Source organism: Nostoc sp. (assembly GCF_036919575.1).
In the GTDB taxonomy this organism is placed as follows: Bacteria; Cyanobacteriota; Cyanobacteriia; order Cyanobacteriales; family Nostocaceae; genus Nostoc.
In genome coordinates, this window is sequence record NZ_JBALBY010000121.1 from 13411 (window position 1) to 37163 (window position 23753).

The following is a 23753-nucleotide window of genomic DNA, read 5'->3' on the forward strand; positions in this document are numbered from 1 at the left end:
ACATCCCTCCCCTCCCCGTCCCTCTCCTTACCAAGGAGAGGGACAGGTTATGCACAGCATAACCAGGGTGAGGTTTCTTCCGCTATTCAACAGATGCTAATATTTCTGAGACTCCAAACATTGGCGCAAAGTTACGATAAGCTGACAAAGCTGCTTCTTTAACAGTTGCACTCACGATCGCAAATGTAGTGAGGATGTAGCTAAATTCATCTTCAGTTAACCCGTAAAGGTGTGCTACCATCCCATCGAGTTCAGCGCGTAACTTAGCGCGTTCTGTATCATCGGTAACGCCTTGTTGATGGGAAACTAGACCGACTTCTTGCGCGAGTTCGTCAAATTCTGGTGTCGTGCAGATGAGTTTGGCAGCGCGTTGTACAATATCGTTGAAGTAGCGATCGCTTTTTGTTAAACGTGGTATGGGCGTTGCATAGACGAAAAAAAATGAAAGATGATTAGTAATGCTTCGTCTTAAGTAAGCATCTATAATAAACGAATTCATTAACGTACAAATATAAAGTTTTTCAGCATTGCTGATTAGTTGGTAATTAGGGTTAATTTTCCCATCTTCGATACGAACATCATAGACTTGCTCAAGAGAAACTGTATGTGGACAAAAAACATTTTTTGGCAATATAGTCATAATCATAGAACGCTCATTAGTGCTAGCAGCTACATCACGAAAAGCTAGTCTATAAGATTTATAATCAAGATCAATTTGCAAACTATCAGGCAATTTAATATAAAGATTTTTAATAATCTTATCTATATATTTTTGACGTGGTGATAATAACTGTCTAGCTGCTTCATCTTCATTGAGCCAATACTTAGGCTCACTCCATTTATGAGTGAATTGGTGAAACATTTTACCTTCATATAATGGCAGCATCTCTGGTTTTTGCTCTTTAAAATAGAGATGGCTATGATTAGTCATGTGAAATTCATTATGAAAGATTAAATTCCACTTACCTTCAATCTTTTCACTCAGCAAGGGAAACTTACCCATTTTCTCAGCTATGCGGATATCTACATCATTCTTAAACTCCATCACAGACAGCGAATCAGGGGAAAGTTTACGAACCATATTAATATTAATCTGCAAACTATCATCACTAGGAAACCTTTGAAGTTCCTGCACATCATGACGCATAAACGCAGATGGAAAATCTGTTGTTGTACTACCTTTAACAAAAGTCAGCACAACAAACTTAAAACGGCTATCAACCTCTTCAAAAATTGTCTTCCGATTCTCAAAGCAGAATAAACCAGTAACTTTAGTTTGACTAAACAACATCTCGCGCAATTGCTTAGTCCCCAAATCAGTGTAAATCCCGCTAGGAATTACAATTCCACACTCACCGCCTAAACGCAAAAGATTAAAACATTGTTCAGTAAACAGCTTATAGAGATTAATATCCGTACCAGCTTTTTTACCATTTACTACAGAAATCTGATTTTTATACTGTTCAGATGAACGATAATAAGCGCTGACATAAGGATATTGACTTTGATATTCTAACCAAGTACTTGCAATTATGGGATTTTGTAAAAGTTTATCCTGCTCCTTCTCAAAATCCTTAATATCCATCTTATTCTTCGTCACCAAATCATTATGCTGTGCAAAGAACTCCTTCGCTTGAGGCTTAAATATTTCCCAAGGTGGATTAGTGATAATTGCATCAAAACCGCCGCGTTCTAAAACCTTGTCAAAATGATAACCCCAGTGAAACGGCTTCAAAGCAGCAATATCCTCAACCTTCAAAACCCGCTTCAGTGATTTTCCAGTTAACTGAACCTCCTCATACTTGATACCCAAACGCTTACTAAACTCATCCAACAGCAAAACATTTAACTTTTCTTGCGATTTGTTGTTGAGTTCCTCAATATTTGTGCGGATGTGTATCAATCGAGTCTCTTGAGGAGTATCTGTATCGGGTAATTCCTTAGATAAAAAAGCGTGTTTTTTGTACAAATCAACAGACTTATTCTTTTCTTCCAGAATTTTCTGATAATTATCTGCGGCTAAAGACTGTAATAGATTTCCTTGTAGAGAATTTCCCACAGCATCAAAAGCAGTATCATCAACTTTAATTAAACCAATTAACGAATTACCCGCCATAATATTAAAATCAATATTAGGCAAAGGCTCTAACTCTTCCACATCGTGAGCCGAAGAAACCAAAGCTAAGAAAAGACGTAACTTAGCAATTTCCGTTGCTTCCGCCATGATATCTATACCATAGAGGTTATCAGAAACAATCCGCTTCTTGATAAAATAAAGAACTGAAGGATGGGAACTTTGGATATCTTCAAGCGTCTTTTTCAGAGAGCAATTACCCATCAATTCAATAGTCCCAATTACCGCACTATAAACTTGAATAAGCGTCTTCATCGCCGCCACCAGAAAAGCACCAGAACCGCAAGCTGGGTCAAGAATTGATAAATTAGGAAGAATATCTTCCATTAGGAGACGACAAACATTTACATCCAACTTAATCAGAAGTTCATTGATATCCTCAAATGTCTCATAGCCTTTACTAATCACATCAGGTACATCATAGCCCCCTCCTCGCTTGCGGGGAGGGGGTTGGGGGTGGGGTTCTTGTCCCTCACAAGGTTTAGACTTATCAGATAGCGCATCATTTACGCGGTCTACAATTAACTTGTGAATAGTTCTATCACAAAGATATTCTGTAATTTGCGGTCTAGTATAATACGCCCCAAAAGCCTTTTGATTGATATACTTTTCAAAAATATAACCCAACACATCAGGATTTATCTCATCATCTTTCCCTTCCGGCGTATCATCCAGATTCCAAGAATAACGCTCAAATAAATCTAGAACTTGTTCAAACGCCTCATCAACTATAGAAATATCGTAGTCATCTTCAATATGATGTTTGAGAAATAGACCACCATTCAGGTATTTAACCTTACCTACTAATTCCTGAACAGATAAATCGCGGTCAATCTCCGGTTTAGCAAAGCTTTCAAAAAACAAAGCCTTGAGAAATTCACTATAAAAATAATTATCACCCTTTCGCTTACTTAACTCCAGCTTATTTTGCAGATAATTTAAATCATTATTATCAATAAAACCCTTACGTTGGAGAAAATAAACAAACATCAGGCGATTGAGAATTACCGAAGTATACCAACGTCTATCTGTTTCATTATCAATACCTTGAACAAACAGCAAAAACTTCTGGTGTTGCTCTTGAAATTCCTTATAAAACTTCTTCGTTACTGGCTCAACATCAAAACCGCGTTGTAATTTATAAGCAATTTCGACAACAGTCGGTTCCCCATGTTCTAATTCAGTAATATCAATAACTAAAGAACCAAGCTTGCTTAAAAATAAGTCACCTGGTTGACCCTTCACATATAAATGGTCACGAACAAAGCTTTTACTTCCTTCTCGTTTCACCCAAAACCAAAGACTACGGGTGCGTTCTTGGCTAATAAAAATTAGGAGATTTTCAGCGATGAGTTTAGTAACTTCTTGATGAATAGCAACTCTAGCTTTAGCGTCTGGTATTTTCCCATCTTTTGCGGTGACTTCAAAAATTGCAACCCCTGAAAGTTCAGCAATTTTCTGATATTGATATGACTGATTCTCAATCTTTAAGGTGACAGCTTTTTGTCTAGAAGGTTTAGACCAACCTAATTCTTCTATAAATAAATCACTAAATTGGAAATTATAAAGTAAATCGCGTGTTCGTTGAAAATTGAGTGACATAATTTACCCTAAATAGCTTGGAAAAAACCAAGCATGGTAAACTAGTAGTCTGTCAAGCTTAAATTGATGGGTAGTGCGAGCATCTTGCTCGCGTCGTGAGCGAGACGCTCACACTACCAACCCGTCAAAATGAATTTGACAGAACACTAGCCACTCAGAAAAGAAATCAGTGGCTCTAAAAATAAAATCCGCCAGCGCGGACTTTAAGAAACCCTATTTATACGAGTTAAATTTTTAGCCATGCTTTTATACCTTTATAAATCCTTTATCTTCGATTACGGTTGAGCAATATTACCGAAAGTTATTGATTTATTTGAGCGCTGACTTACTTTGTGCAGCCACAATTTTTTAATCGTCACGTATATTTGCTGATTACTTTATCAAAACAGCTTGATTGCTTTATAAAAACACCTAATTCCTTTCTCAAAATACTTAAATGCTTTCACAAAACAAGCTTTTGCTTATTCAAAAGAAGCTTTTGCTTGCTCATTTTAGTGTTTTCCGGCAGCAAAACAAGCTTTTGCTTGCTCAAAAGAAGCTTTTGCTTACTCATTTTGGTGTTTTCCGCAAGCAAAAGAAGCTTTTGCTTACTCATTTCAGTGTATTCAGCAAGCAAAACAAGCTTTTACTTACTCAAAAGAAGCTTTTGCTTTCTCATTTGAGTATTTTACGCAAGTAAAATCAGTAAAAAAATTGTAGGTTGGGTGGAGGCTTTGCGTAACCCAACATCCTGATATATGTTGGGTTGCGCTCCGCTCCACCCAACCTACTATATCTTTCCCTCTCCTTACTAAGGAGAGGGACAGGTTTTGCGTAGCAGAACCAGGGTGAGGTTTTTCAAGATTTTTGAGACACTCCCGAATCTATTTCTATTTCACCATTAACCAACTAAATATATCTGCTGGCGTAATTTGCCAATCTGCGAATACATTAAGAACAGTCAATTTATCATAATTATATTTGACTTCAGGCAACTTATGAGGTTGAAATACCATCACCGATTTATCATTAGAGTCAATAAACCAACCTAATTTTGTACCATGATTAATACAGAAAATAATTTTATCAATCACACGGTTAGGAGATTGGTCAGGTGAGAGAATTTCAATAATCCAATCTGGATAAATTTCAAACTTGTTAGCAATTTCTCCAGATTCATCAACAACAAGCCGTGACCACTCAAATACAGCAATATCTGGAACTAAAGAACGTCCTCCAAATGTGCAGCGTAATTCAGTTAATGCTAAAGCTTTTTGCTCAGATTCACTTACCTGATTAATCTCCGTTGATAAACGAGTTTGGATTCTGCTATGTTTTCCCTGCGGCATTGGTTTTTGGTATATTTTTTCATCAATATATTCACTAGCTGGTTTAGTTTCTGGTAATTGCAGAAACTCTGTCAAAGAAAGATTAGATGATAATATAACCATAAAAATTACTCCTAAAATAATTCGATTATATATTGAAAGTCAACTTAACGTTACTTAACGTTAAAAGGGCGGTTAGAAACCGCGTCTACACGAAGCTTTACCCACCGACCTGGGTTAAGAATATTTGTAGGTTAGGTTGAGGCTTTGCGTAACCCAACATCCTAATATATGTTGGGTTGCGCTCCGCTCCACCCAACCTACTATATCTGAGACTTGTTGTTCACAAATGATTTAAAATTGCTAAATGGTATAGCAATAAACTGATGACCGAGGAACAGGAAAGAGTAGATAATGATAGTAAAAAAATTGTAGGTTGGGTGGAGGCTTTGCGTAACCCAACATCCTAATACCCAACATCCTAATATATGTTGGGTTGCGCTCCGCTCCACCCAACCTACTATATCTGAGACTGATGACCGAAGAACTGGAAAGAGTAGATAATGATAGCCCGTGGAAAGAAATTTTAGAAGCTTACTTTCCCCAAGCAATGCAATTTTTATTTCCCCAAACAGCAGAACTAATTAATTGGAAACGTCCACACGAATTTCTCGATAAGGAATTTCAACAAATAACCCGCAAAGCAGAACTTGGTAGGAGATATGCGGATAAATTAGTTAAAGTCTGGCAAATCCAAGGACAAGAAATTTGGCTATTAATCCATGTAGAAATCCAAGGAACATCAGAAGACATCTTTCCAGAAAGAATGTTTTCTTACAACCTGCGAATTTTTGACAGATTTGGGAAACCTGCCATAAGTTTAGCAATTTTGTGCGATACAGACCCCAAATGGCGACCCAATCAATATAGTTATAATTATCCTGATACCAGACTTAACTTTGAATTTGGAACTGTCAAGCTGCTGGATTATCAAAATAGTTGGACAGAATTAGAAGCCAGCGACAACCCATTTGCAACTGTAGTAATGGCGCATTTGAAGACACAGCAAACAACTAAAAAGCTAGGAGAACGTAAAGCTTGGAAATTTAGCTTGATTCGCCGATTGTATGAATTAGGATTGCAAGAAAAAGATATTCGTAATCTTTATCGATTTATTGATTGGGTTATGATTTTACCAAAAGCCTTGGAAGCAGAATTTTGGCAAGAGTTTAAGCAATTTGAGCAGGAGCAGACTATGAGCTACATTACCACAGGCGAGCGCATTGGTTACGAGCGCGGAAAACAAGAACAAGGACAAACACTCGTCTTACGCCTACTACAAAAACGGGTAGGAGAGTTACCACAAGAGTTTCGGGAGCGCATTCAAACTCTTTCTCTAGAGCAATTAGAAGCACTTGGCGAGGCTTTATTGGATTTTACAGCCATTGAGGATTTACTTAACTGGTTGGAAGCAAATCAAACAGCGTAGAATATTTCTCAAAAGACGCGATTTATCGCGTCTTTACAAAGGGCTAATTATTGTAGAGATGGTGATTTATCGCTTCTATTGCCTTAACGAAAAATTACGAACCTTGACTCGTTCCCAGTCTCTGACTGGGAATGCATTCATTGAGTCTCTGGCTCAATGTCTGACTGGAGGCGGAGCCTCCAATAAGCCATTCCCATGCTCTGCATGGGAACGAGATAAATGAGATAAAGTAGTAGCGAATTCTATTCGCCCAATACTTTTAAAATATCCTCTTACGAACCTTGAAATAATCCCAAAGAACAAATAATCTCAGGTTCTCGTTTATCCATTTCTTCAGTCACAATACACAAACGGTCATCTATCCGTAACGACACCACTAACTCAGCCAACTGCTGATTATTAATGCCGCTTCTCAGTTGACGATTCAGAGTATCAATGGCTGACTGTCGCAAAGGATAACGGTAAATTTCATCAATTGCTTTTAAAAGTTCATCACTAACAAATAGTGTTCCTTTCATATCTTCAACATAACCCTTAAGTCGTTCATAACTGCGAAACCTTGCCCCCGATGGTCGCCCCAATTGACCACCAGCATTTTTTTCTTCTTCAGCAATCAATTCAGCACCTTTTTGCACTAACTCGTGATGCTGTTTATCTCTGGATATCGCTGGGGTAGATTCTTCACAGGCCGCCACCCGCAGCACCGCTAATTGTGATTGAGTAACGCTGTTTCCATCGCGGTCAACATAAATCAAAGAATCATTCCCTTCAGTGGTTTTCATATAAAGCAATACTCCCTCCGGTTGCATAGGTTGCGGAGTATGGGCGCGAGTAGAATAAACTACATTTTCCATTTCTTCAATCGTTTTTTTCAAACCCGGATTACCATCAGTGGCTTTTTTCCAGATTTGAAATGCTTCAGATGTCAAATCAACTTCCGTATCTTCTTCACCATCTAAAACTCCAGATTTCTCATTATAAAGGTCGAGAATTACCCGTGCATCATCATCTTCAAAAAAAGCTTCATCAGTTCCCACAACTTCCGCATTTTCTTGCAGTCGTTTGCGGAGTCGTCCCCGCAAATTAATAATCCGTTCTACTCCCTCGGCTGGTAAAAAAGAATAACAAAGAATTTGGTCAGCATTTTGTCCTATGCGGTCTACTCTTCCGGCGCGTTGAATTAAGCGAATAATCGCCCAAGGTAAATCCCAATTGACGATAATTGCACAGTCTTGCAAATTATGACCTTCACTCAAAACATCGGTAGCTATTAAAACCCGCAACTCATCTGATGATGAAATTTGCTCCCGTTTTCCATTACTCACAGGGCTAAATCTTCCCGTCATCACTGTCGGGTCTTTAGATTGTCCTGTCACCCCTGCTACATTAGTAATATTATTTGACTGCAAATTGTCTGTAAGGTAGCGGACTGTATCAGCAAACTGTGTGAAAATTAGTACTTTATCCTGGGGATGAGTTTTTGTTAGCAGTTTAATTAAACCAGCAAGTTTTTCATCTGTTTGAGGATTCCACCCGCCAGAATCTTGCAGCACATTTATCAGTGCTTTGGCATCTTCTAGCAAATCCCGTTTCAGTTTTTTAATGTCAAAAAGTCTAGAAGGCAACCACTTAAATCTCCGTTGATATCGGGTTGTATATTCTTGGTAAATTGACTCTGCTCTTTGACGAAAAACTTTTTCGGTTTTAGATGCCTTCTCATCCTCATCTGGAAAACCTCTCTCCAAACCTCTCTCCTGCAAGGAGAGAGGCTTTGAATTCTCCCCCTTCCCTAGTAGGGAAGGGGGCTGGGGGGTTAGGTTTTGCGTTAGCTTTTCCACATCACCTGAATTCTCAGAATCATCTTCTTCCGTTTCTGTATCAAACAAAGCTGCTGCCACAGAATCAGCATCTTCATCATTATTACTTGTATCTAATAACTCAGCATCCTGAGTTCCAATGGGAATATCAAGCCCCTGGTCTAAAGCATATAAATAAATGAAGTTCCGTAAAATGTGGCGTTCAATTGATTGGATAAAAATAACACCACTACTTTCTAAACGTTTAAACAAATTCGTGCGCGAAAAACCCATTAACCTCCTACCGCCACGAAACAAACTATTAATCAAACGTTGTTCGGTGTCTGTAGGCGGCTGTTTGGGTTTAGCAATAACATAATTTCCTAGCCCATAACGAGGTAAATTAAGTTGATTAATTACTCCTACTACTAACTCTGAGTAAAGATGAGAATAAGAGTCAGTGTTAGAACCTTGTAAAGGAAACTTGAGACTCCGAGGTATGCGCTGGGGAAAATAAGAATGTCTGCCATCAGCAAATTCTAAATATTTCCGCCCTGTTTCATCTGTGTGGGCATAATTATCTTTAATAAACGAGCGCGTTCGTCGCACCATGTAGCGCTTCATCAATTCTCGCCAGTCATCAGTATGTTCACTTTTCTCAAAGGCAGCTAAAGAACGCACAGAACATTGATGTTTTCTAATAAACTCTAATTCTCCGATAGAACTGCCACCAAGTTGATTAATTAAAGCTTCTGGTCTTAACCCCAAATCTTCGTCTTCTGGAACAAATAGCCGGAGTTGGGCTGAAAGGTCAAGATAACTTTTATTGTAAGGAGTTGCAGATAATAAAATACATTTGCTTTCGTTAGCTGCAATATATTCGGTAATGGCTCGATAACGTTTACCTTCGCGGTTACGTAAGTTGTGACTTTCATCAATTAACACAACTCGGTAACGGCGGAGTTTTGGCAGCTTATATTGTACTTGACTAATTGACATAACTTCGGCCAGTAGCCGATAGTTAGTTACATATTCTTGCCACATTGGTACTAAGTTTTTCGGGCAAAGAATCAATGTTTCTAAATAACAATCTTCTTGTAATATCTTCGCAAGGGCGGTTCCAACTAAAGTTTTACCCAAACCAACGACATCGCCCACTAACACGCCACCACGCCTAGTTACATGACGCGCTGCTAGTTGTACGGCGGCTTTTTGGAACTCAAATAAATTGTTAAATTCGCGGGGGATGCGAAATTCTGAAAGTCCTGCGATCGCTTCATGGGATAAGTGGTAAGCTATCTTCAGGTAGATGTAGTAAGGTGAGATTGACTCATCTCTGGCCCAACTCCGATCAATAATCTCAGCTAATTCTTGAGATATATCTACACAACCGTAATCTTCCCAGCGATCGCTAAACCACTTTTGCAGTTTATTGCAAGCATCATGGTCTAAAATATCAACATTTAACTCCCCTTGTTTCGCCAATCCTGGAAGAGTTAAATTACTACTACCCAAGAATGCCACAGTTGGAGTGTTGGCATCATGGCGATGCACAAGATATAACTTAGCATGGAGAGCGTGACGCAGAAACAGTTTAATAATTAGTTTCTGACTTTTTAGCTGATGACTTAACCGCCGCAACCCCGCTTCATCCTCATTAGTCGGCGCACCGATAGTCAACTGCTGGCGAAATTCCGCCGCCATGCGTTTTTTCAACCGCACAATGGTACTATTATCAATCCCTCTATCACCACTACTAAGAGTAAATGCCGCATGAACTTCATCACTGGGTAAGCTTTGCATCCCGATTAGCAAACGGCAACAAGCCTTTTCACTACCAACATACTGTTCAATCAAATCATCAATTTTTCGCCAACCTCTAAGGTTAAAGTAACCAACGCAAAAATCTGCCCGATAAGAAACTTTAAGAGTTTCTCGCAAAATCGGTAGCAGTTGTAAGTTAATGTTGTCAAAAATCCGGGGCATTATTTAAAACTCTTAAAAAGAGAGCATTTTTAAAGAAGTCGGAAGTCGGAAGTCGGAAGTCGGAAGTACAGTTTTGTAACGGGGATAAAGACTCATTGCCACAAAACTTAAAGCCGTCCTTTATGACGGGGTTTTAGACCCATCTTTTTGATAAATATTTCGTACCTATGTTATAGCGTTTCCTAATAAGAATGAGATAGAGCTTAACCTCAGCCCGATAAAGCTGTGCTTCATCTCCCGTCTACGGTGTACGCACAAGTCATCGAATTATCCAAAACAAAAACCTCACCCAGTCCTGACGGACATCCCTCTCCTTACCAAGGAGAGGGACAGGTTTTGCGTAGCAGAACCAGGGTGAGGTTTCTTGGGGCTATTCGATAAACCGTAAATCGTGTATAAGAGAGACTTGTGTGTACACGGTAGCCTTAATAAGGAGAGGGGTTGGGGGTGAGGTTTTGACACCAGTATTTACCCAATGCCAAAAAAATAGAGCAGTTGCACTGTCATACAACTGCTCTAAAAAAGTACTTGGATAGATATTAGGGAGTTCCAAATAAAAAAATATCCCAAAACTGACGCAAAAACCCTCTCTATTTCTCCTCTCTCTGCGTTCTCTGTGTCTCTGTGGTTCGTTTATTGGGATAATTTATTTCTTGGAAATCCCTTATCTACCTATCCACAGACCCCATGATGATGTCAATACTGCCGAGGATGACCACAACATCTGCAACCTTCATCCCGCGTAGTAAATGTGGGAGAATTTGAAGGTTGTTGAAATCCGCCGCGCGAATCTTCCAGCGTAAGGGGAAAACATTATCATCGCCAACCAAATAAATTCCCAATTCACCTTTGCCACTTTCTACACGAGAGTAGATTTCACCCTTGGGAATCTTGAATGTAGGGGAAACTTTTTTGCCGATGAATTGATAATCAAATGCGTCCCACTCTGATTTTTTACCTGCGGCTAAACGTTTAGCTTCCAGATTTTCGTAGGGTCCGCCCGGAAGTCCTTTAATTGCTTGGCGAAGAATCTTCACAGATTCGCGCATTTCCCGCATCCGCACCACATAACGCGCAAAGCAATCACCAGCAGTTTCCCACTGCACATCCCAGTCGAAATCGTCATAGCATTCGTAATGGTCAACTTTCCGCAAATCCCATTGCACGCCAGATGCGCGTAACATTGGGCCAGAAAGTCCCCAGTTAATTGCTTCTTCACGGGTGATAGTACCAATACCCTCAATACGTCGCCGGAAGATGGGGTTATCGGTTACTAAGCGTTCGTACTCATCAACTTTGGGTACGAAGTAGTCGCAGAATTCCAGACACTTATCTACCCAACCATAGGGCAAATCGGCTGCTACCCCACCAACGCGGAAGTAATTGTTATTCACCATCCGATAACCTGTAGCGGCTTCCCACAAATCATAAATCATCTCCCGTTCCCGGAACTGGTAGAAAAAGGGAGTTTGAGCGCCCACGTCAGCCAGGAAAGGGCCAAACCACAATAAATGGTTAGCGATGCGGTTCAACTCCAGCATGATAACGCGGATGTAGCTAGCGCGTTTGGGGACAGCGACACCTGCAAGCTTTTCTGGGGCGTTGACAGTGACGGCTTCGTTGAACATTCCCGCAGCGTAGTCCCAGCGACTGACGTAGGGAACGTACATAACATTAGTGCGGTTCTCGGCGATTTTTTCCATTCCCCGGTGCAGGTAGCCGATAACCGGTTCACAGTCAACCACATCCTCGCCATCCAGGGTGACAATTAGCCGCAGAACCCCGTGCATTGAGGGGTGTTGTGGCCCCATGTTTAGCAGCATTGGTTCAGTGCGGGTTTCTAGTCTGGTCATAGATTTTGTGTTCTCCGTTCGTGAAAATATTGAATTCTACCGCGCAGATGCCAACTAGACCCAATTTATCTTGTTTCTCAAGCCAAAGTAAGGTTGTGGGAAGAGGGATTTGATTTGATGTTTCATTTTGTTGCACTTCTTCAACTATTATATGGAAGCTTGATATGCACTTAATTAAGGCATCGAATTTTTTTATCTCATGGTTCTGGCATCAGGGGACAGGTCGAATAATTTAATCACTAATTACCAAAGAAGACGCATCTTCTCAATAATGACTATTGACTTACGAGTTTTTACGCAAGCCATAAATATATTGTGTCAATTATATTACAGGTTTATGACGCTAATACATATCTATGACTTTCAATCAAGAGCGTTTTGATACGCTAATTCAGAAGTTAGAAGCTTTTGCGAATAAACAACCGCATCTTTATAAATTGCACGTTGCTTTTTTGGCTACTTTAGGCTACGCATATATATTTTTGGTTCTAGCTGTAACATTGACTTTGTTGGCAGGTATTGTCTTTTTGATGCTTGATGCTCAGTCAATTCATGCTTCATCTGTGAAAGCTATAGTGTTTTTGCTGGCGTTCGCATTGGTGTTAGTGCGATCGCTTTGGGTTTCTTTTCCCCCACCTACAGGTTTAGCACTGCAACCCCAGGATGTACCCAATCTCTATTCTTTAATTAACGAAATCTCATCGAAACTGCAAGCGCCACAGTTTCACCACATCTTACTAACCAACGATTTTAATGCAGGGGTTGTCCAAAGACCACGCTTAGGTTTGCTGGGATGGCAGCAAAATTACTTAATTGTCGGTCTACCGCTAATGCTAGCACTGCCACCCGAACAATTTCGTGCCGTCTTAACCCATGAACTAGGACATTTATCAGGAAATCACAGCCGTTTTAGTGGTTGGATTTATCACCAACGTCAAACTTGGTATCGCATTGTTAAAGGACTACGACAAGGTGGAAATGAAGTCTCATCGTTAATTTTTGAGCGGTTTTTGACATGGTACAGCCCGTTTTTTAATGCCTATTCTTTTGTGTTGGCACGGATGGATGAATATGAAGCAGATAGATGTGCTGTTGAGCTAACCGGAGAACAAAATGCTGCTGAAGCTTTGATAAATGGGGAAGTCAAAGCTAGATTTCTAGAAAGATATTTTTGGTCTAGCATCTATAAACAAGTTGAGACAGAAATCGAACCACCAAAAATGACTTATATAGCTATGCAACAGGCTTTAAGTCAGAGACTTCATCAGGAAATAACAAGTAGTTATTTAATGGAAGCTTTAACAAAAAAAACTAATAATGCTGATACTCATCCTTGCCTGAAAGATAGACTAAAAGCATTGGGATACATCCTCAAACCTCAGCAAGAATTAGCTATATTTGCACCAATTAAAATTAGTGCCGCCCAAGAATTTTTGGGAGATAGGTTAGAAAAACTTATCGAACATTTTAGTCAAGCTTGGCGAGAAGAAATAGCAACACCTTGGCGACAAAAATATGCTGAGTTTCAAAAATCAATAGCTACGTTAAAAGATTTAAATCACAAATCGCAAAAACAAGAGCTAACCTTAGAAGAAGCTAGTCAACGAGCATTTTTGACATTGGAGTTAGAAGGTGAAGAATCGGTTATGCCACTATTACAAGAAATTATTCATCGTGATGCTCACCATGCCTCAGCTAATTATTTACGGTTCTTCAGTACCTGTTATGCCAAATTATTAGTTAAACATCAAAATTTGGCTTAAAAAATAAGGTTAAAAGCCAAAATTATTGCTAAAACCCTAAAATGTTAGTAAATAATGTTAATTATGTTGATATATAAGGGTTTTAGGGTTTTATCAAAGGAATTTAGCATAGTAAGTACTGAAGAGCCTTATTTACTAGGGCAAATATTATTAAACAAACAGGATGAAACTGGAATAAAATACATTGAGAGGGCAATAGATAAAGATTCAAGTATAGTCATAGAAGGTTGTCAGATAATTTGCTCTTTTCTTCAAGAACAAGGAAAAATTAATCAGGCAAAATCTTATCAAGAACGTGCCGAAAATTATACTGAATTAATTTTAAAAGCGCAGCAAGAGCGTTCCCGTGTGAGAGAAAATGATAAATTTGAATCTCATAACGTCTCAGATATAGAGGTAAATAAGCTTCATCAGCAGTTTTCTGATCGCCCGCATATAATAACTGTTTACTTAGTTCAAAAAAAATTGCAATATTTTCCTGAAAAACCACTTTACGTTCTAGCTGTGAAGCGGGAAGTTACCTTTTTAGAAGGTATTGAGAAACCCGATCACTCTAAACTTGTGAACAGCTTGTTACAGGAAAACGAATTTCTCGGTAATGTATTCATTTTTATTTTAAATGACCATTTAAATATGGAGAAAAAATTAAAACGGATACCAAATTCGATGATTTACCACAAGAAACGTAAAAAATAGCACTACAGATGCTTTATCTCGTTATCTCGTTCCCAGTCTCCGACTGGGAATGCCCCTCATTGAGGCTCCGCCTCCGTAACTTGCCAGGATCTGCATTTCCAGCAAGAAGCTGGAAACGAGATTTTAAATGAGTTTGGGCTTAAGTTGACACCAATGAGCATTGCTGTGCCACTAGCAACGTATTTGTATCATTATTAAAGTGAAACGGTATTAGTTCTGTACGCTCCCCACATCCATTGTGAAACACTATCAACAACAAACCAACGCCTTCCCCAACGATTACCTAAACAACTTGTGGGGAGAAATCCAAGCTTGTCCTTACTTTGCTATCAACAACCTCAACCGCGATTTTGTCGCCACTAAAGGATTCTCCGTAGTATTTCAACGTTCTGGATTAGCAAAAGTAGAACAGCAGTTTCCGTACTTCAAGCCTTACCTCGATTTGGCTCTCCAGCCAAATTGTAATGCTTTTTACCTCAATCCTTTACAGCTAAAGGAAGGCTCCCGTGTCGATCCGCATATTGATCGCTCCTTACGTTCCTACTCCAAAACCATTGAACCGCCTGCGGTTGTCAGTGTCCTTTATGTGCGAGTACCAGTAGATATGGAAGGGGGAGAACTGGTATTGCGATCGCACAAACGCCAACTTGGGCAAATTAAACCCCAAATCAATACCTTACTTTATTTTCAAGGTGATTTAACCCATTCGGTTAAGGCTGTGAAAACCCCAGGAAATCGCTTAAGTTTAGTTTGTGAACAGTATAGTTTGAGTGATTCTGAACTCCAGGAAATTCCAGAGTTTACCGTGGAGTCAAGAAGCTCTCAGTCTACAACCAAAAAGAGAAAGTATGCCTCATAGCTTACTAATTTTTGAGCAGATAAGACTTGTAAACGTTCTGTCAACGGAAAATTAATATCGCTAAAACGACGATTTAAAAGACGTACAGGGAAAGGGTGAGCAAGCAGCCCACCCCAGACCATTATTTATTTAGCAATAGTTTAGACTGGTGCTTCAGTAGCAGTTTTGCCAATCAGCATTGCAGCATTTTCCTCGCTTTCGAGAATACCGAATTCAATCAACAACTCTTCTAACTCTTCCATCTCAATGGGGGTGGGGATAGTGAGGTTCCTGTTGTCGATGATTTTTGTAGCCAATGTCCGATATTCGTTACTTTGATTGCTGTCAGGTGCGTACTCGTTAACAGTCATGCGGCGCAATTCTGCGTGTTGTACAATGTTGTCACGAGGTACGTAGTGAATCATTTGGGTGTTTAACCGTTTTGCCAGGGTTTCGATTAAGTCGATTTCCCGGTCAACGTTACGGCTGTTACAAATCAAACCACCCAAGCGCACACCGCCAGTGTGAGCATATTTGAGAACACCACGAGCGATGTTGTTAGCTGCATACATCGCCATCATTTCACCAGAGGTAACGATGTAGATTTCTTGTGCTTTACCTTCACGGATAGGCATAGCGAAACCACCGCACACAACGTCACCCAAAACGTCGTAACTTACAAAATCAACATCTTTATAAGCACCGTTTTCTTCTAAGAAGTTGATAGCGGTGATAATACCACGACCGGCGCAACCTACACCGGGTTCAGGACCGCCAGATTCCACACAACGTACATCCCGGAAACCGGTGAGCATTACTTCTTCGAGTTCGATATCTTCTACAGCGCCGCGTTCAGCAGCCAATTGAAGAACGCTTGTTTGAGCTTTACTGTGTAGCATCAAACGGGTAGAGTCAGCTTTCGGGTCGCAACCAACAATCAGAATGCGCTGACCCATTTCAGCCATTGCTGCTAGGGTGTTTTGAGAAGTGGTAGATTTACCAATACCGCCTTTACCATAGAAAGCTATTTGTCTAATCTTTGGGTCAGTCATGGTTGTGTTTTCCTACAATGATTTAGTTGATGAATCTGAAGCTTGATGTGAAATATTTACTCTTGATGCTGTTGGGAAGTAGAGCCTGTTGGCGTAAATATATAGCAACTTGTTGCTAGACATCGCATCCTGGCAAAAACAGTTAAAATCAGAATATATTTACCCACAAAGCGATTGCTTAAGGGATAGATAAATCTCTATCTCCTAATAACGAAGCCTTTAAAACTTTGACTTCAGCATTGTCAGTTGTTGTAACAGAATCCCAAATGGTTGCTCAAGCCTGAAGAGTGGTTGCAGCAGGAATTCAAATGAACGCAGATTTGTTCCCTGAACCACACAACCAACTAAATTGCAATCCACTCTAAATGGTCGCTACAACTTTTCTGATTTTGCAGATGTCAAGTCGCCAAGAACTTCTATAGCGCTTCTCGTTTCGTGATTGATGCAGCAGGATAAATTCCAGCCTAAAAGTGGTAGCTACAGGTGCAGTACTATATACAGCAGAATTCAGAATTCAGGAGTCAGAATTCAGAAGTAAAATAGGCTTTATACCTTGGTTTGAGACTTAGCTTCTGTACTTCACCAACTTGAAATCTGCTGTATAATGTCTGCACGGGCAATCCCTAACACTCTGGCTTAGACTAGTATCTTGGTGACTTTTAACAGTATGGTTAAATTCCTGAAAATTGTGGAACGACACCATTCTGCTTGGAGTTTTCGTTCCAAAAGTCAGCAACTGCTTCAACTTAGTTCGCGGTTGAAAATATTTGCTCCCGCTTATACTAAGTTAGTAAATATTCTGGATTTCTATGGATTTGTCAGGCTGTACTAAGAGTCTTTCTTCCCAGACTCCAAGAGTAATTGCCTTTAGCGGGTAATGCTCTTACTAGGTTAGCCAACTCTTATTGGCTCATACCCAGATAAATTTTGATTGACTTCAAGTTGTTACGGAGGCTACTATCCTACTCAATCTAGTTTTAGATTTTCGTGACAAACAGATGTAGCTAATTGAAGTGGACTTACCAGAGCAAAAAAACTTTCTTGAGCTTGCCTCAAAGTTGTCTTGAAGTCTTTTTGTGCTTTTACTTTTTTGATTCCTATAAAAACCATAACATACATCTCACTAATTTATTTGCCGAATCTCTAATTATTTATTTCCTTGCCAGAAGATTATCCTTAGAATCTTTAATAGTCATAAGTTAGGCGCTCACAGGTTGCCAGTTAGGGAAATTATTTATCATAGTCAATATGTGCAGTTAGATACTTTTGGGTATTTTATAAAAGTATTTAAAACTAATGTTTTACAACGAAAACATAATTTCTAATTTTTGCACTCAAAAATTTTTTAAAATAATTAGAGGTAATTAGAGGCGGAGCCTCAAAATAGGCATTCCCAGTCGGAGACTGGGAACGAGGTAATGGGAGGCAGGGGGAGATGAGGAAGATGAGGGAGTAAGAATTTTAGATTTTAGATTTTGGATTAAAGAATTGAAATTTAATCCAAAATCTAAAATCCAAAATCCAAAATTGAATTGCCCTATGCCCCACATTTACAATCGATTAGTATCTTTTGTAACTAACTTCCAGCCTTCAGCTTGGTCAACTAGCTTCATTGACTCTAGTTGAAGATTGTTGAAAGCAGATGTATGAAGCAGAAAGTAGGGTTGGCCGTTGTAGTGCCAATAATATTGCAGTTCACCAACAGAAGCGGGAATGATGGTGCGATCGCTATAATAATCCAACGAGGGACGATGATAGGGAAAAGATGTGTAAATCTTCCTCGTCGCTGGATTTGCCCGCACAATCATGGCGGCGACTGGTTTAACTGGATAAGCTTCCGATAATTCCCAAACCCAGTAGTTAGATTTCATTAACAGCAACAGCGAAATATAACTTCCCCAAAACAAAATCTTCAGAAATTGCCCGTCGCCTCGTTCTGCCAAAATAGCTGCTAAGGTCATAGTTAAAGCTACTGCGGCAAAAATCAGTTGTAAGTCTGTTTTTGGTGTTGTACCCCAACTGAAATAAATGCTACCAGCAGAAGCGACTATCGCAAGTATCGCCAAACCAGCCACCCAAGCACGGGGATAAGATGACAGTAAAGGCGAATTTTCCGTCTCTGATAACTGGATACCAAAAGCTAAGGCTAAACTAGGGTAAATGGGGAATAAATACCAGGGAACTTTGGTAATCATCAAGGAAATTACCAGCAGATAAACACCACTCCACGCCAGTATTAGTTTTGCCCAGCTAAGATTGCGATTGTCCCAGGTTAAGCGGACAGTTTGCGGTAAGAATAATAACCACGGCCATGTGTATTTGAGAAGTTCAATCACATAGTACCAAGGTGGTTGAGAATTCCCCTCTACAATAGAGCCAATTCGACTTGCTGATGGGTTTGCAAGGCTAATTTGGGCGAAAGTGTAACCATAGTGAATTAGTTGGGCACCATACCAACCAGCTACGGGGAGAATACCAATTAAGATTGCTATCCACAGATAGTAACAGGTGAGCAGTCGTGGCGTATCCCAAAATAGAAATACGATCGCGATCGCACCTAATAATACACCTAGCAGTCCTTGAGTTAGGCAAATCAACCCAAAACTAACGCCAACACCAAGACAATAACGTAAATCTCGGCGCGATCGCAACACACACAACATCATCACCATCAAGAAACTTACCATCGCCCCATCTAACATTGCTAACCGCCCATGACGCACCACAGGTAGCATTGTTAGGTAAATTAAGGCGCTATAAATAGCGGCCCAACGCTGGCGAAATATCTCACGAGCAATGCAATACAGTAAAGGTACAGATGTCGCGGTTAAAATTGCTCCAGGTAGGCGTGTTGTCCACTCATTTTCACCTCCTAGAGAATAAGCCCAAGCAATTAGCAAATGCATCAAAGGCGGCTTGTCATGATATGGTTCGCCTCCCAGTGTTGGGTAAAGCCAACGCATTGAACCGGCTGGTGCGTGCCAAATTTCACGAGCAACCTGTGCCACAGTCCCTTCATCCCAATCTCGCAGGGGCAATCCTCCCAGATTGATGCTAAACAGTAACACTGCTGCCAACAGCAACACTATTAGCCATACCCAATCAATCCATTTGCCAACCGTGCGATGCTGTTTTTCCAGATGACTCCAAATAAAGCTTCCTTCTTGCATATTCTCTGGTAATCATTTTACTTGCTGGTTTGATTACATAGAGATATCTAGCGAATCTCCAATGTTGCCACCCAGTAGCAACGTATATTCTTAACAATTGCTAGTTTCCAAGATTAACTCAACTTTCTCTAATTAGCGCTATTTTTTGAAAAATTTATCTTAGTTATTTAAAGAACATTTATGCGGATAGATGATAAAAATAATACCGGCAATAAATTATTTATTACCTGCTGATTCGTCCGTAAATGAACTTGTATTTTATTTTTAATGTCACGCTTAGTTTAATTTTTATCTACCTAGTTGCAAACTAGCTAAATTCCGAAAAGTAGGAAATAATTGCTACAGAGTTTCAATGACGGGCTGAACACTTAAAGGAATTATTTGTAATTTTTTTAGATAGTAATTACCAACATCTTTTAAATCTTCTGCTTTGTTACCATCCCGCCTGAGAATAAATTCCGAGGCTAATAGCTAAAGTCCTCTTAAGAGGACTAAATACAAAATTTTAAGCAATGTAGCTGGCTAGACAATGAGCAAATTTTAGCATTTTAAATTTAATTAAGCGATTACTTGTAGTTAAACATCTGTGTTATACAATTTTAAGTAAGTGGTTCAAATTAAATATCAAACCTCACCCTGCCTCCAGCTTCCCTCTCCTTAGTAAGGAGAGGGATTGAGGGTGAGGTTTGATCTTATGTTTAATTACGTCTACCTACTTGTCAAAGCCTTTTTTCCAAAAATAAGCAGCTATAAAATTATGGGAGCTTGTCAATGAACTTACCTGTAATCGTCGATATTACTGTTGGCTTAGTTTTTATTTACTTGATTTTGAGCCTGCTAGCTTCGGAAATTCAGGAATTGATTGCCACATTTTTACAATGGAGAGCTAAACATTTAAAAAATTCAATTGAATTACTTTTAGCAGGTGGTAGCGAAACTGAAGCATCAGATATTACTAAGGCAAGAAATTTAGTACAGATACTTTATAACGATCCTTTGATTAATACCTTGAATCAACAAGCGAAGGAGAAAATAGAAAAGCAGTTTCGGGAAAATACTAAAAGCAGTAATAAAAAAGCACTAGGAGAAAAACAAAGCGCACCTTCCTATCTTCCTTCTGAAACATTTGCGATTACTTTATTAGATACCTTAAAAATCCCCCAGTTAATTAATTATGTGAAACATCCTAGTGATGAAGCTAAAACAAATTTGCACATGATATTAGCATCTTACAAAGAACTTCAAGCAGGTATTAATGATCCAAATAGTGAAGCATACAAAACGATTCAAACAATTTATGGAGATGTTAACCAGAATTTTAGAGATTTTGTTAACCAAGAGTTACCTAATGATGTACCTGATAGTTTAATTAATAGTCTTCGTGTGCTTGCTGAACGCAGTAGGATAAAGATTGGCGACCTCACAGAAGAAATGAATCAGTTTAAAAATGAGGTCGAAACATGGTTTGATCGCTCTATGGATCGAGCCAGTGGTGTTTATAAGCGCAATGCCAAAGGAGTTGCTATTCTAATTGGAATATCAATTGCCATATTAACTAATACTGATACATTTCACCTCGTTAATAGATTGTCGCAGGATTCGGTTATTCGCTCTGCCATTACTCAAAGTGCAAGTCAACGAACCGATTTCATCAAAGATCCAGAGGCGAGAAGGGAAATCGAGAAAGTTTTAGGAAATGCTTCTGTACCTATTGGATGGCAAAACATCAATCAACAGTTTGAGCCGAATACTGGAAACGTCTTATTTATCAGAAGTTGGCAGGCTTTTAGATTAATTTGCGGTTGGATAATCAGTGGTTTAGCTATTGCTATGGGTGCGCCTTTTTGGTTTGATATCCTCAATAAATTTATCAATGTGCGGAATGCAGGGCCAAAACCTGCTGCTTATACTAAAGATCAACCGTCTCAGAAATAGCGTTTATTTGAATCACATCTGTTGTAAAGAACATTGCTCATTTGTGTCAACTTAAGCTAAAACCCTTTTAAAATCGTCGTTTCCAGCCAGAGGCTGGAAATGCTGCTCATTGCGGCTCTGCCGCGAGTAAGGTAGGCGGAGCCTTAATGAGGGGCATTCCCAGTCGGAGACTCTTAACGAGAATCTTAAAAAATAAAAATAACTCGGAGTTTTAATTCTTTATTCTGAAGAGTAATCTCAATTTGCTTGATAAATTCTCGAAAATAAAATCGTCGCTCTGTTTCCGACAAATCTAACCAAAATTGTGGTATAGAAACAGCTTGAGCAACAGAACGCAAGTTAACTGGGGGAAGTGTCGCCAACTTTGCTTCGAGTGCAGAAATTTCTGTGCGGAGTTTGTAAGCCCTTAACTTTGCTGTTTCAACATCTAAAATTCCAGTTTCAATTAAAGCGGGTAACTGAGCAAGTATTTCTTGCTGACGTGCGATCGCTTGCCCTAAACTATTCTTGACTGCATCCAACTGAGGAAAATTCATCCCTGCTACAGCTAAGGGTAAGTCACGGCAAACGGTTTCAATTGTATGTTCTAAAACCTCTTGGTAGAGAATAGCCTTACACTTGGGGCGTTGGGGACAGCTAGTAGAACGTAAATAAAGATACTCCTTATCTTGGTTGCGTTGGGTGACACGAGTAACTGTTAGATGTGACTGACACTCAGCACAGACAACCAACCCAGCTAAAGAACGCCTAGCACTAGCAGTTCGGGATGGTAAACGGCTGTTACGGCGTAAAAGTCGGTCAACTTGAGCTGCTTCTTCCTTAGAAATTATCGGAATATGGGTATTGGAGATAATTTCACCATTTTGGTAAGCTGTATTACCGCGATAAACTGGATTAGTTAGCCAGCGTCTTCCTGTGGTTACAGAGATTTTTTTGCCGTATTTTTTCGCCAAGTAACGAACTGAACCCCGCAGAGAACCATAGAGTAAAAAGTCTTCAAAAAAATCTTTGACTACTGGTGAAGTACTGCGGTCAATGGTATATTTTCCTTTACCTCTGCGATAGCCGTAGGGAACTTTGCCGGGTGGCGGTGCAACATCAAGACGATTACGGGCGTGTCCTTGACGGATGCGACGACTACGTTGCTGACGTTGGATTGCGTGTAGCAAATTCAGCAAGTCAGCGCCCAAAGGGTAATTTTCGGAAGTGTAGGGCTGTTCAGTAGCAATTATCGCTACTCCCATTGCTTCGAGTTGATGTAAGCGATCGCTAATTTCCTCTACAGTATCCCCTAATTCTTCCAACCGACGAATCAACAGATAATCTGCTGGTTCAGTTTGGCAATCTGTGAGTAATTGTTGTAATTGCGATCGCGTAGCGTGTCCGAAGGACTCTCGCTTGCCCAAATCTTCATAGACTCCATCCACCTCCCATCCCCAATCCGCTTGATCGGGAGAAGATTCTAGTAGCGGATCGGTATAAGAGTAAGCAATGATTTTCATTAGTCATTTGTCATTAGTCATTTGTCATTTGTCATTGGGCATTGGTTCTTCTCCCCCTGCTTCCTGTGCTTCCCCCACTCCCCACTCCCCACTCCCCACTCCCCCTCACTGCTGACTCAACTCGATAATATTCCCATCAGGATCTTGAATAAACAGAGCAGCGCGACCGGAAGCGCTGGCTTGAATGGGATAATTATGATTGAGGAATTGCTGTTTGGCTGCGTCTAGGTCAGCAACGGAGAAAGCAATGTGAGGATTGCGTCCCCATTTTTCGTTTTGGTTTTCGGTGGGGACGGTAGGTGCAACTATTAAGTGAATTTGATAGTCGCCGACTTGATACCATGCACCAGCGTAGTTTAGAGAACGATCTATTTTGGCTAATCCCAATACTTTGCCATAAAAGTGTTCGGAGCGTTCTAAGTCAGTCACAAGAATTGCTGTATGGAGACTTTGGGTAATTTGCATTGTCGGTAAGATGCGATCGCGTTTATTTAAATTTTGACGTAGTTTGAATCTTTAAGGGGAGTGGGGAGTAGAGGGAGATGAGGGAGATGAGGGAGATGAGGGAGATGAGGGAGATGAGGGAGATGAGGGAGATGAGGGAGATGAGGGAGATGAGGGAGATGAGGG

At 39.9% G+C, this 23753-nt stretch carries 15 protein-coding genes; 7 read left to right on the forward strand and 8 right to left on the reverse strand.

All coding sequences use genetic code 11. From position 1 onward, the window contains the following. Positions 1 to 82: 82 nt before the first annotated feature. Positions 83 to 3736: an Eco57I restriction-modification methylase domain-containing protein gene (locus tag V7K27_RS32300; RefSeq protein WP_334952732.1), complete on the reverse strand. Its 3654-nt coding sequence runs from the start codon at positions 3734 to 3736 to the stop codon at positions 83 to 85. A gap of 436 nt (positions 3737 to 4172) precedes the next feature. Here V7K27_RS32300 and V7K27_RS32305 point away from each other — a divergent pair, with 436 nt between their 5' ends. Further along, positions 4173 to 4415 carry a hypothetical protein gene (locus tag V7K27_RS32305; RefSeq protein ID WP_334952733.1) on the forward strand — a complete coding sequence of 81 codons (243 nt, stop codon included), beginning with the start codon at positions 4173 to 4175 and terminating at the stop codon, positions 4413 to 4415. Positions 4416 to 4605: 190 nt separating this feature from the next. Here V7K27_RS32305 and V7K27_RS32310 read toward each other — a convergent pair whose 3' ends face one another. Then, on the reverse strand, positions 4606 to 5166 hold the full coding sequence (locus tag V7K27_RS32310; RefSeq protein WP_334952734.1) for a Uma2 family endonuclease: 561 nt from the start codon (positions 5164 to 5166) through the stop codon (positions 4606 to 4608). A 412-nt stretch (positions 5167 to 5578) separates the two neighbouring features. Between V7K27_RS32310 and V7K27_RS32315 the strand changes: the two genes are divergently transcribed. Next, positions 5579 to 6532, forward strand: coding sequence for a DUF4351 domain-containing protein (locus V7K27_RS32315; protein ID WP_334952735.1), 954 nt, complete (start codon positions 5579 to 5581; stop codon positions 6530 to 6532). Between the two features lie 272 nt (positions 6533 to 6804). Here the strand turns inward: V7K27_RS32315 and V7K27_RS32320 are convergent, their stop codons facing one another. Continuing rightward, complete coding sequence (locus V7K27_RS32320; protein ID WP_334952736.1) at positions 6805 to 10314, reverse strand: helicase-related protein; 3510 nt, start codon at positions 10312 to 10314, stop codon at positions 6805 to 6807. A gap of 668 nt (positions 10315 to 10982) precedes the next feature. Then, a complete protein-coding gene (locus tag V7K27_RS32325) occupies positions 10983 to 12167 on the reverse strand; it encodes an NAD(P)H-quinone oxidoreductase subunit H (RefSeq protein ID WP_334952738.1) in 1185 nt (394 codons plus the stop codon). Between the two features lie 356 nt (positions 12168 to 12523). On the opposite strand from V7K27_RS32325, the gene V7K27_RS32330 reads away from it, so the two are divergent. From V7K27_RS32330 to V7K27_RS32340, 3 genes are all read left to right on the forward strand, one after another. Continuing rightward, positions 12524 to 13930, forward strand: a complete 1407-nt coding sequence (locus tag V7K27_RS32330) for a M48 family metallopeptidase (RefSeq protein WP_334952739.1) — start codon at positions 12524 to 12526, stop codon at positions 13928 to 13930. 54 nt (positions 13931 to 13984) lie between these two features. Continuing rightward, positions 13985 to 14626 (forward strand): hypothetical protein, encoded by a 642-nt coding sequence (locus V7K27_RS32335; protein WP_334952740.1) that lies wholly within the window; start codon positions 13985 to 13987, stop codon positions 14624 to 14626. Between the two features lie 238 nt (positions 14627 to 14864). Further along, positions 14865 to 15485 carry a 2OG-Fe(II) oxygenase gene (locus V7K27_RS32340; RefSeq protein ID WP_334952741.1) on the forward strand — a complete coding sequence of 207 codons (621 nt, stop codon included), beginning with the start codon at positions 14865 to 14867 and terminating at the stop codon, positions 15483 to 15485. 140 nt (positions 15486 to 15625) lie between these two features. On the opposite strand, the gene nifH is transcribed toward V7K27_RS32340, so the two are convergent. Beyond that, entirely contained in the window at positions 15626 to 16516 is an 891-nt protein-coding gene (nifH, locus tag V7K27_RS32345; RefSeq protein WP_292801290.1) for a nitrogenase iron protein, read from the reverse strand. A 1550-nt stretch (positions 16517 to 18066) separates the two neighbouring features. Continuing rightward, positions 18067 to 19686, reverse strand: a complete 1620-nt coding sequence (locus V7K27_RS32350) for an ArnT family glycosyltransferase (RefSeq protein ID WP_334952742.1) — start codon at positions 19684 to 19686, stop codon at positions 18067 to 18069. A 771-nt stretch (positions 19687 to 20457) separates the two neighbouring features. Between V7K27_RS32350 and V7K27_RS32355 the strand changes: the two genes are divergently transcribed. Further along, positions 20458 to 21621 carry a hypothetical protein gene (locus tag V7K27_RS32355; RefSeq protein ID WP_334952743.1) on the forward strand — a complete coding sequence of 388 codons (1164 nt, stop codon included), beginning with the start codon at positions 20458 to 20460 and terminating at the stop codon, positions 21619 to 21621. A gap of 185 nt (positions 21622 to 21806) precedes the next feature. On the opposite strand, the gene V7K27_RS32360 is transcribed toward V7K27_RS32355, so the two are convergent. Next, positions 21807 to 23123 carry a recombinase family protein gene (locus V7K27_RS32360; RefSeq protein WP_334952744.1) on the reverse strand — a complete coding sequence of 439 codons (1317 nt, stop codon included), beginning with the start codon at positions 23121 to 23123 and terminating at the stop codon, positions 21807 to 21809. On the opposite strand from V7K27_RS32360, the gene V7K27_RS32365 reads away from it, so the two are divergent. After that, a complete protein-coding gene (locus V7K27_RS32365; protein WP_334952745.1) occupies positions 23113 to 23238 on the forward strand; it encodes a hypothetical protein in 126 nt (41 codons plus the stop codon). The two genes, V7K27_RS32360 and V7K27_RS32365, sit on opposite strands and share 11 nt — an antisense overlap. Here the strand turns inward: V7K27_RS32365 and V7K27_RS32370 are convergent. Next, a complete protein-coding gene (locus V7K27_RS32370) occupies positions 23229 to 23588 on the reverse strand; it encodes a VOC family protein (protein WP_334952747.1) in 360 nt (119 codons plus the stop codon). The genes V7K27_RS32365 and V7K27_RS32370 overlap by 10 nt on opposite strands. Positions 23589 to 23753: the final 165 nt, after the last annotated feature.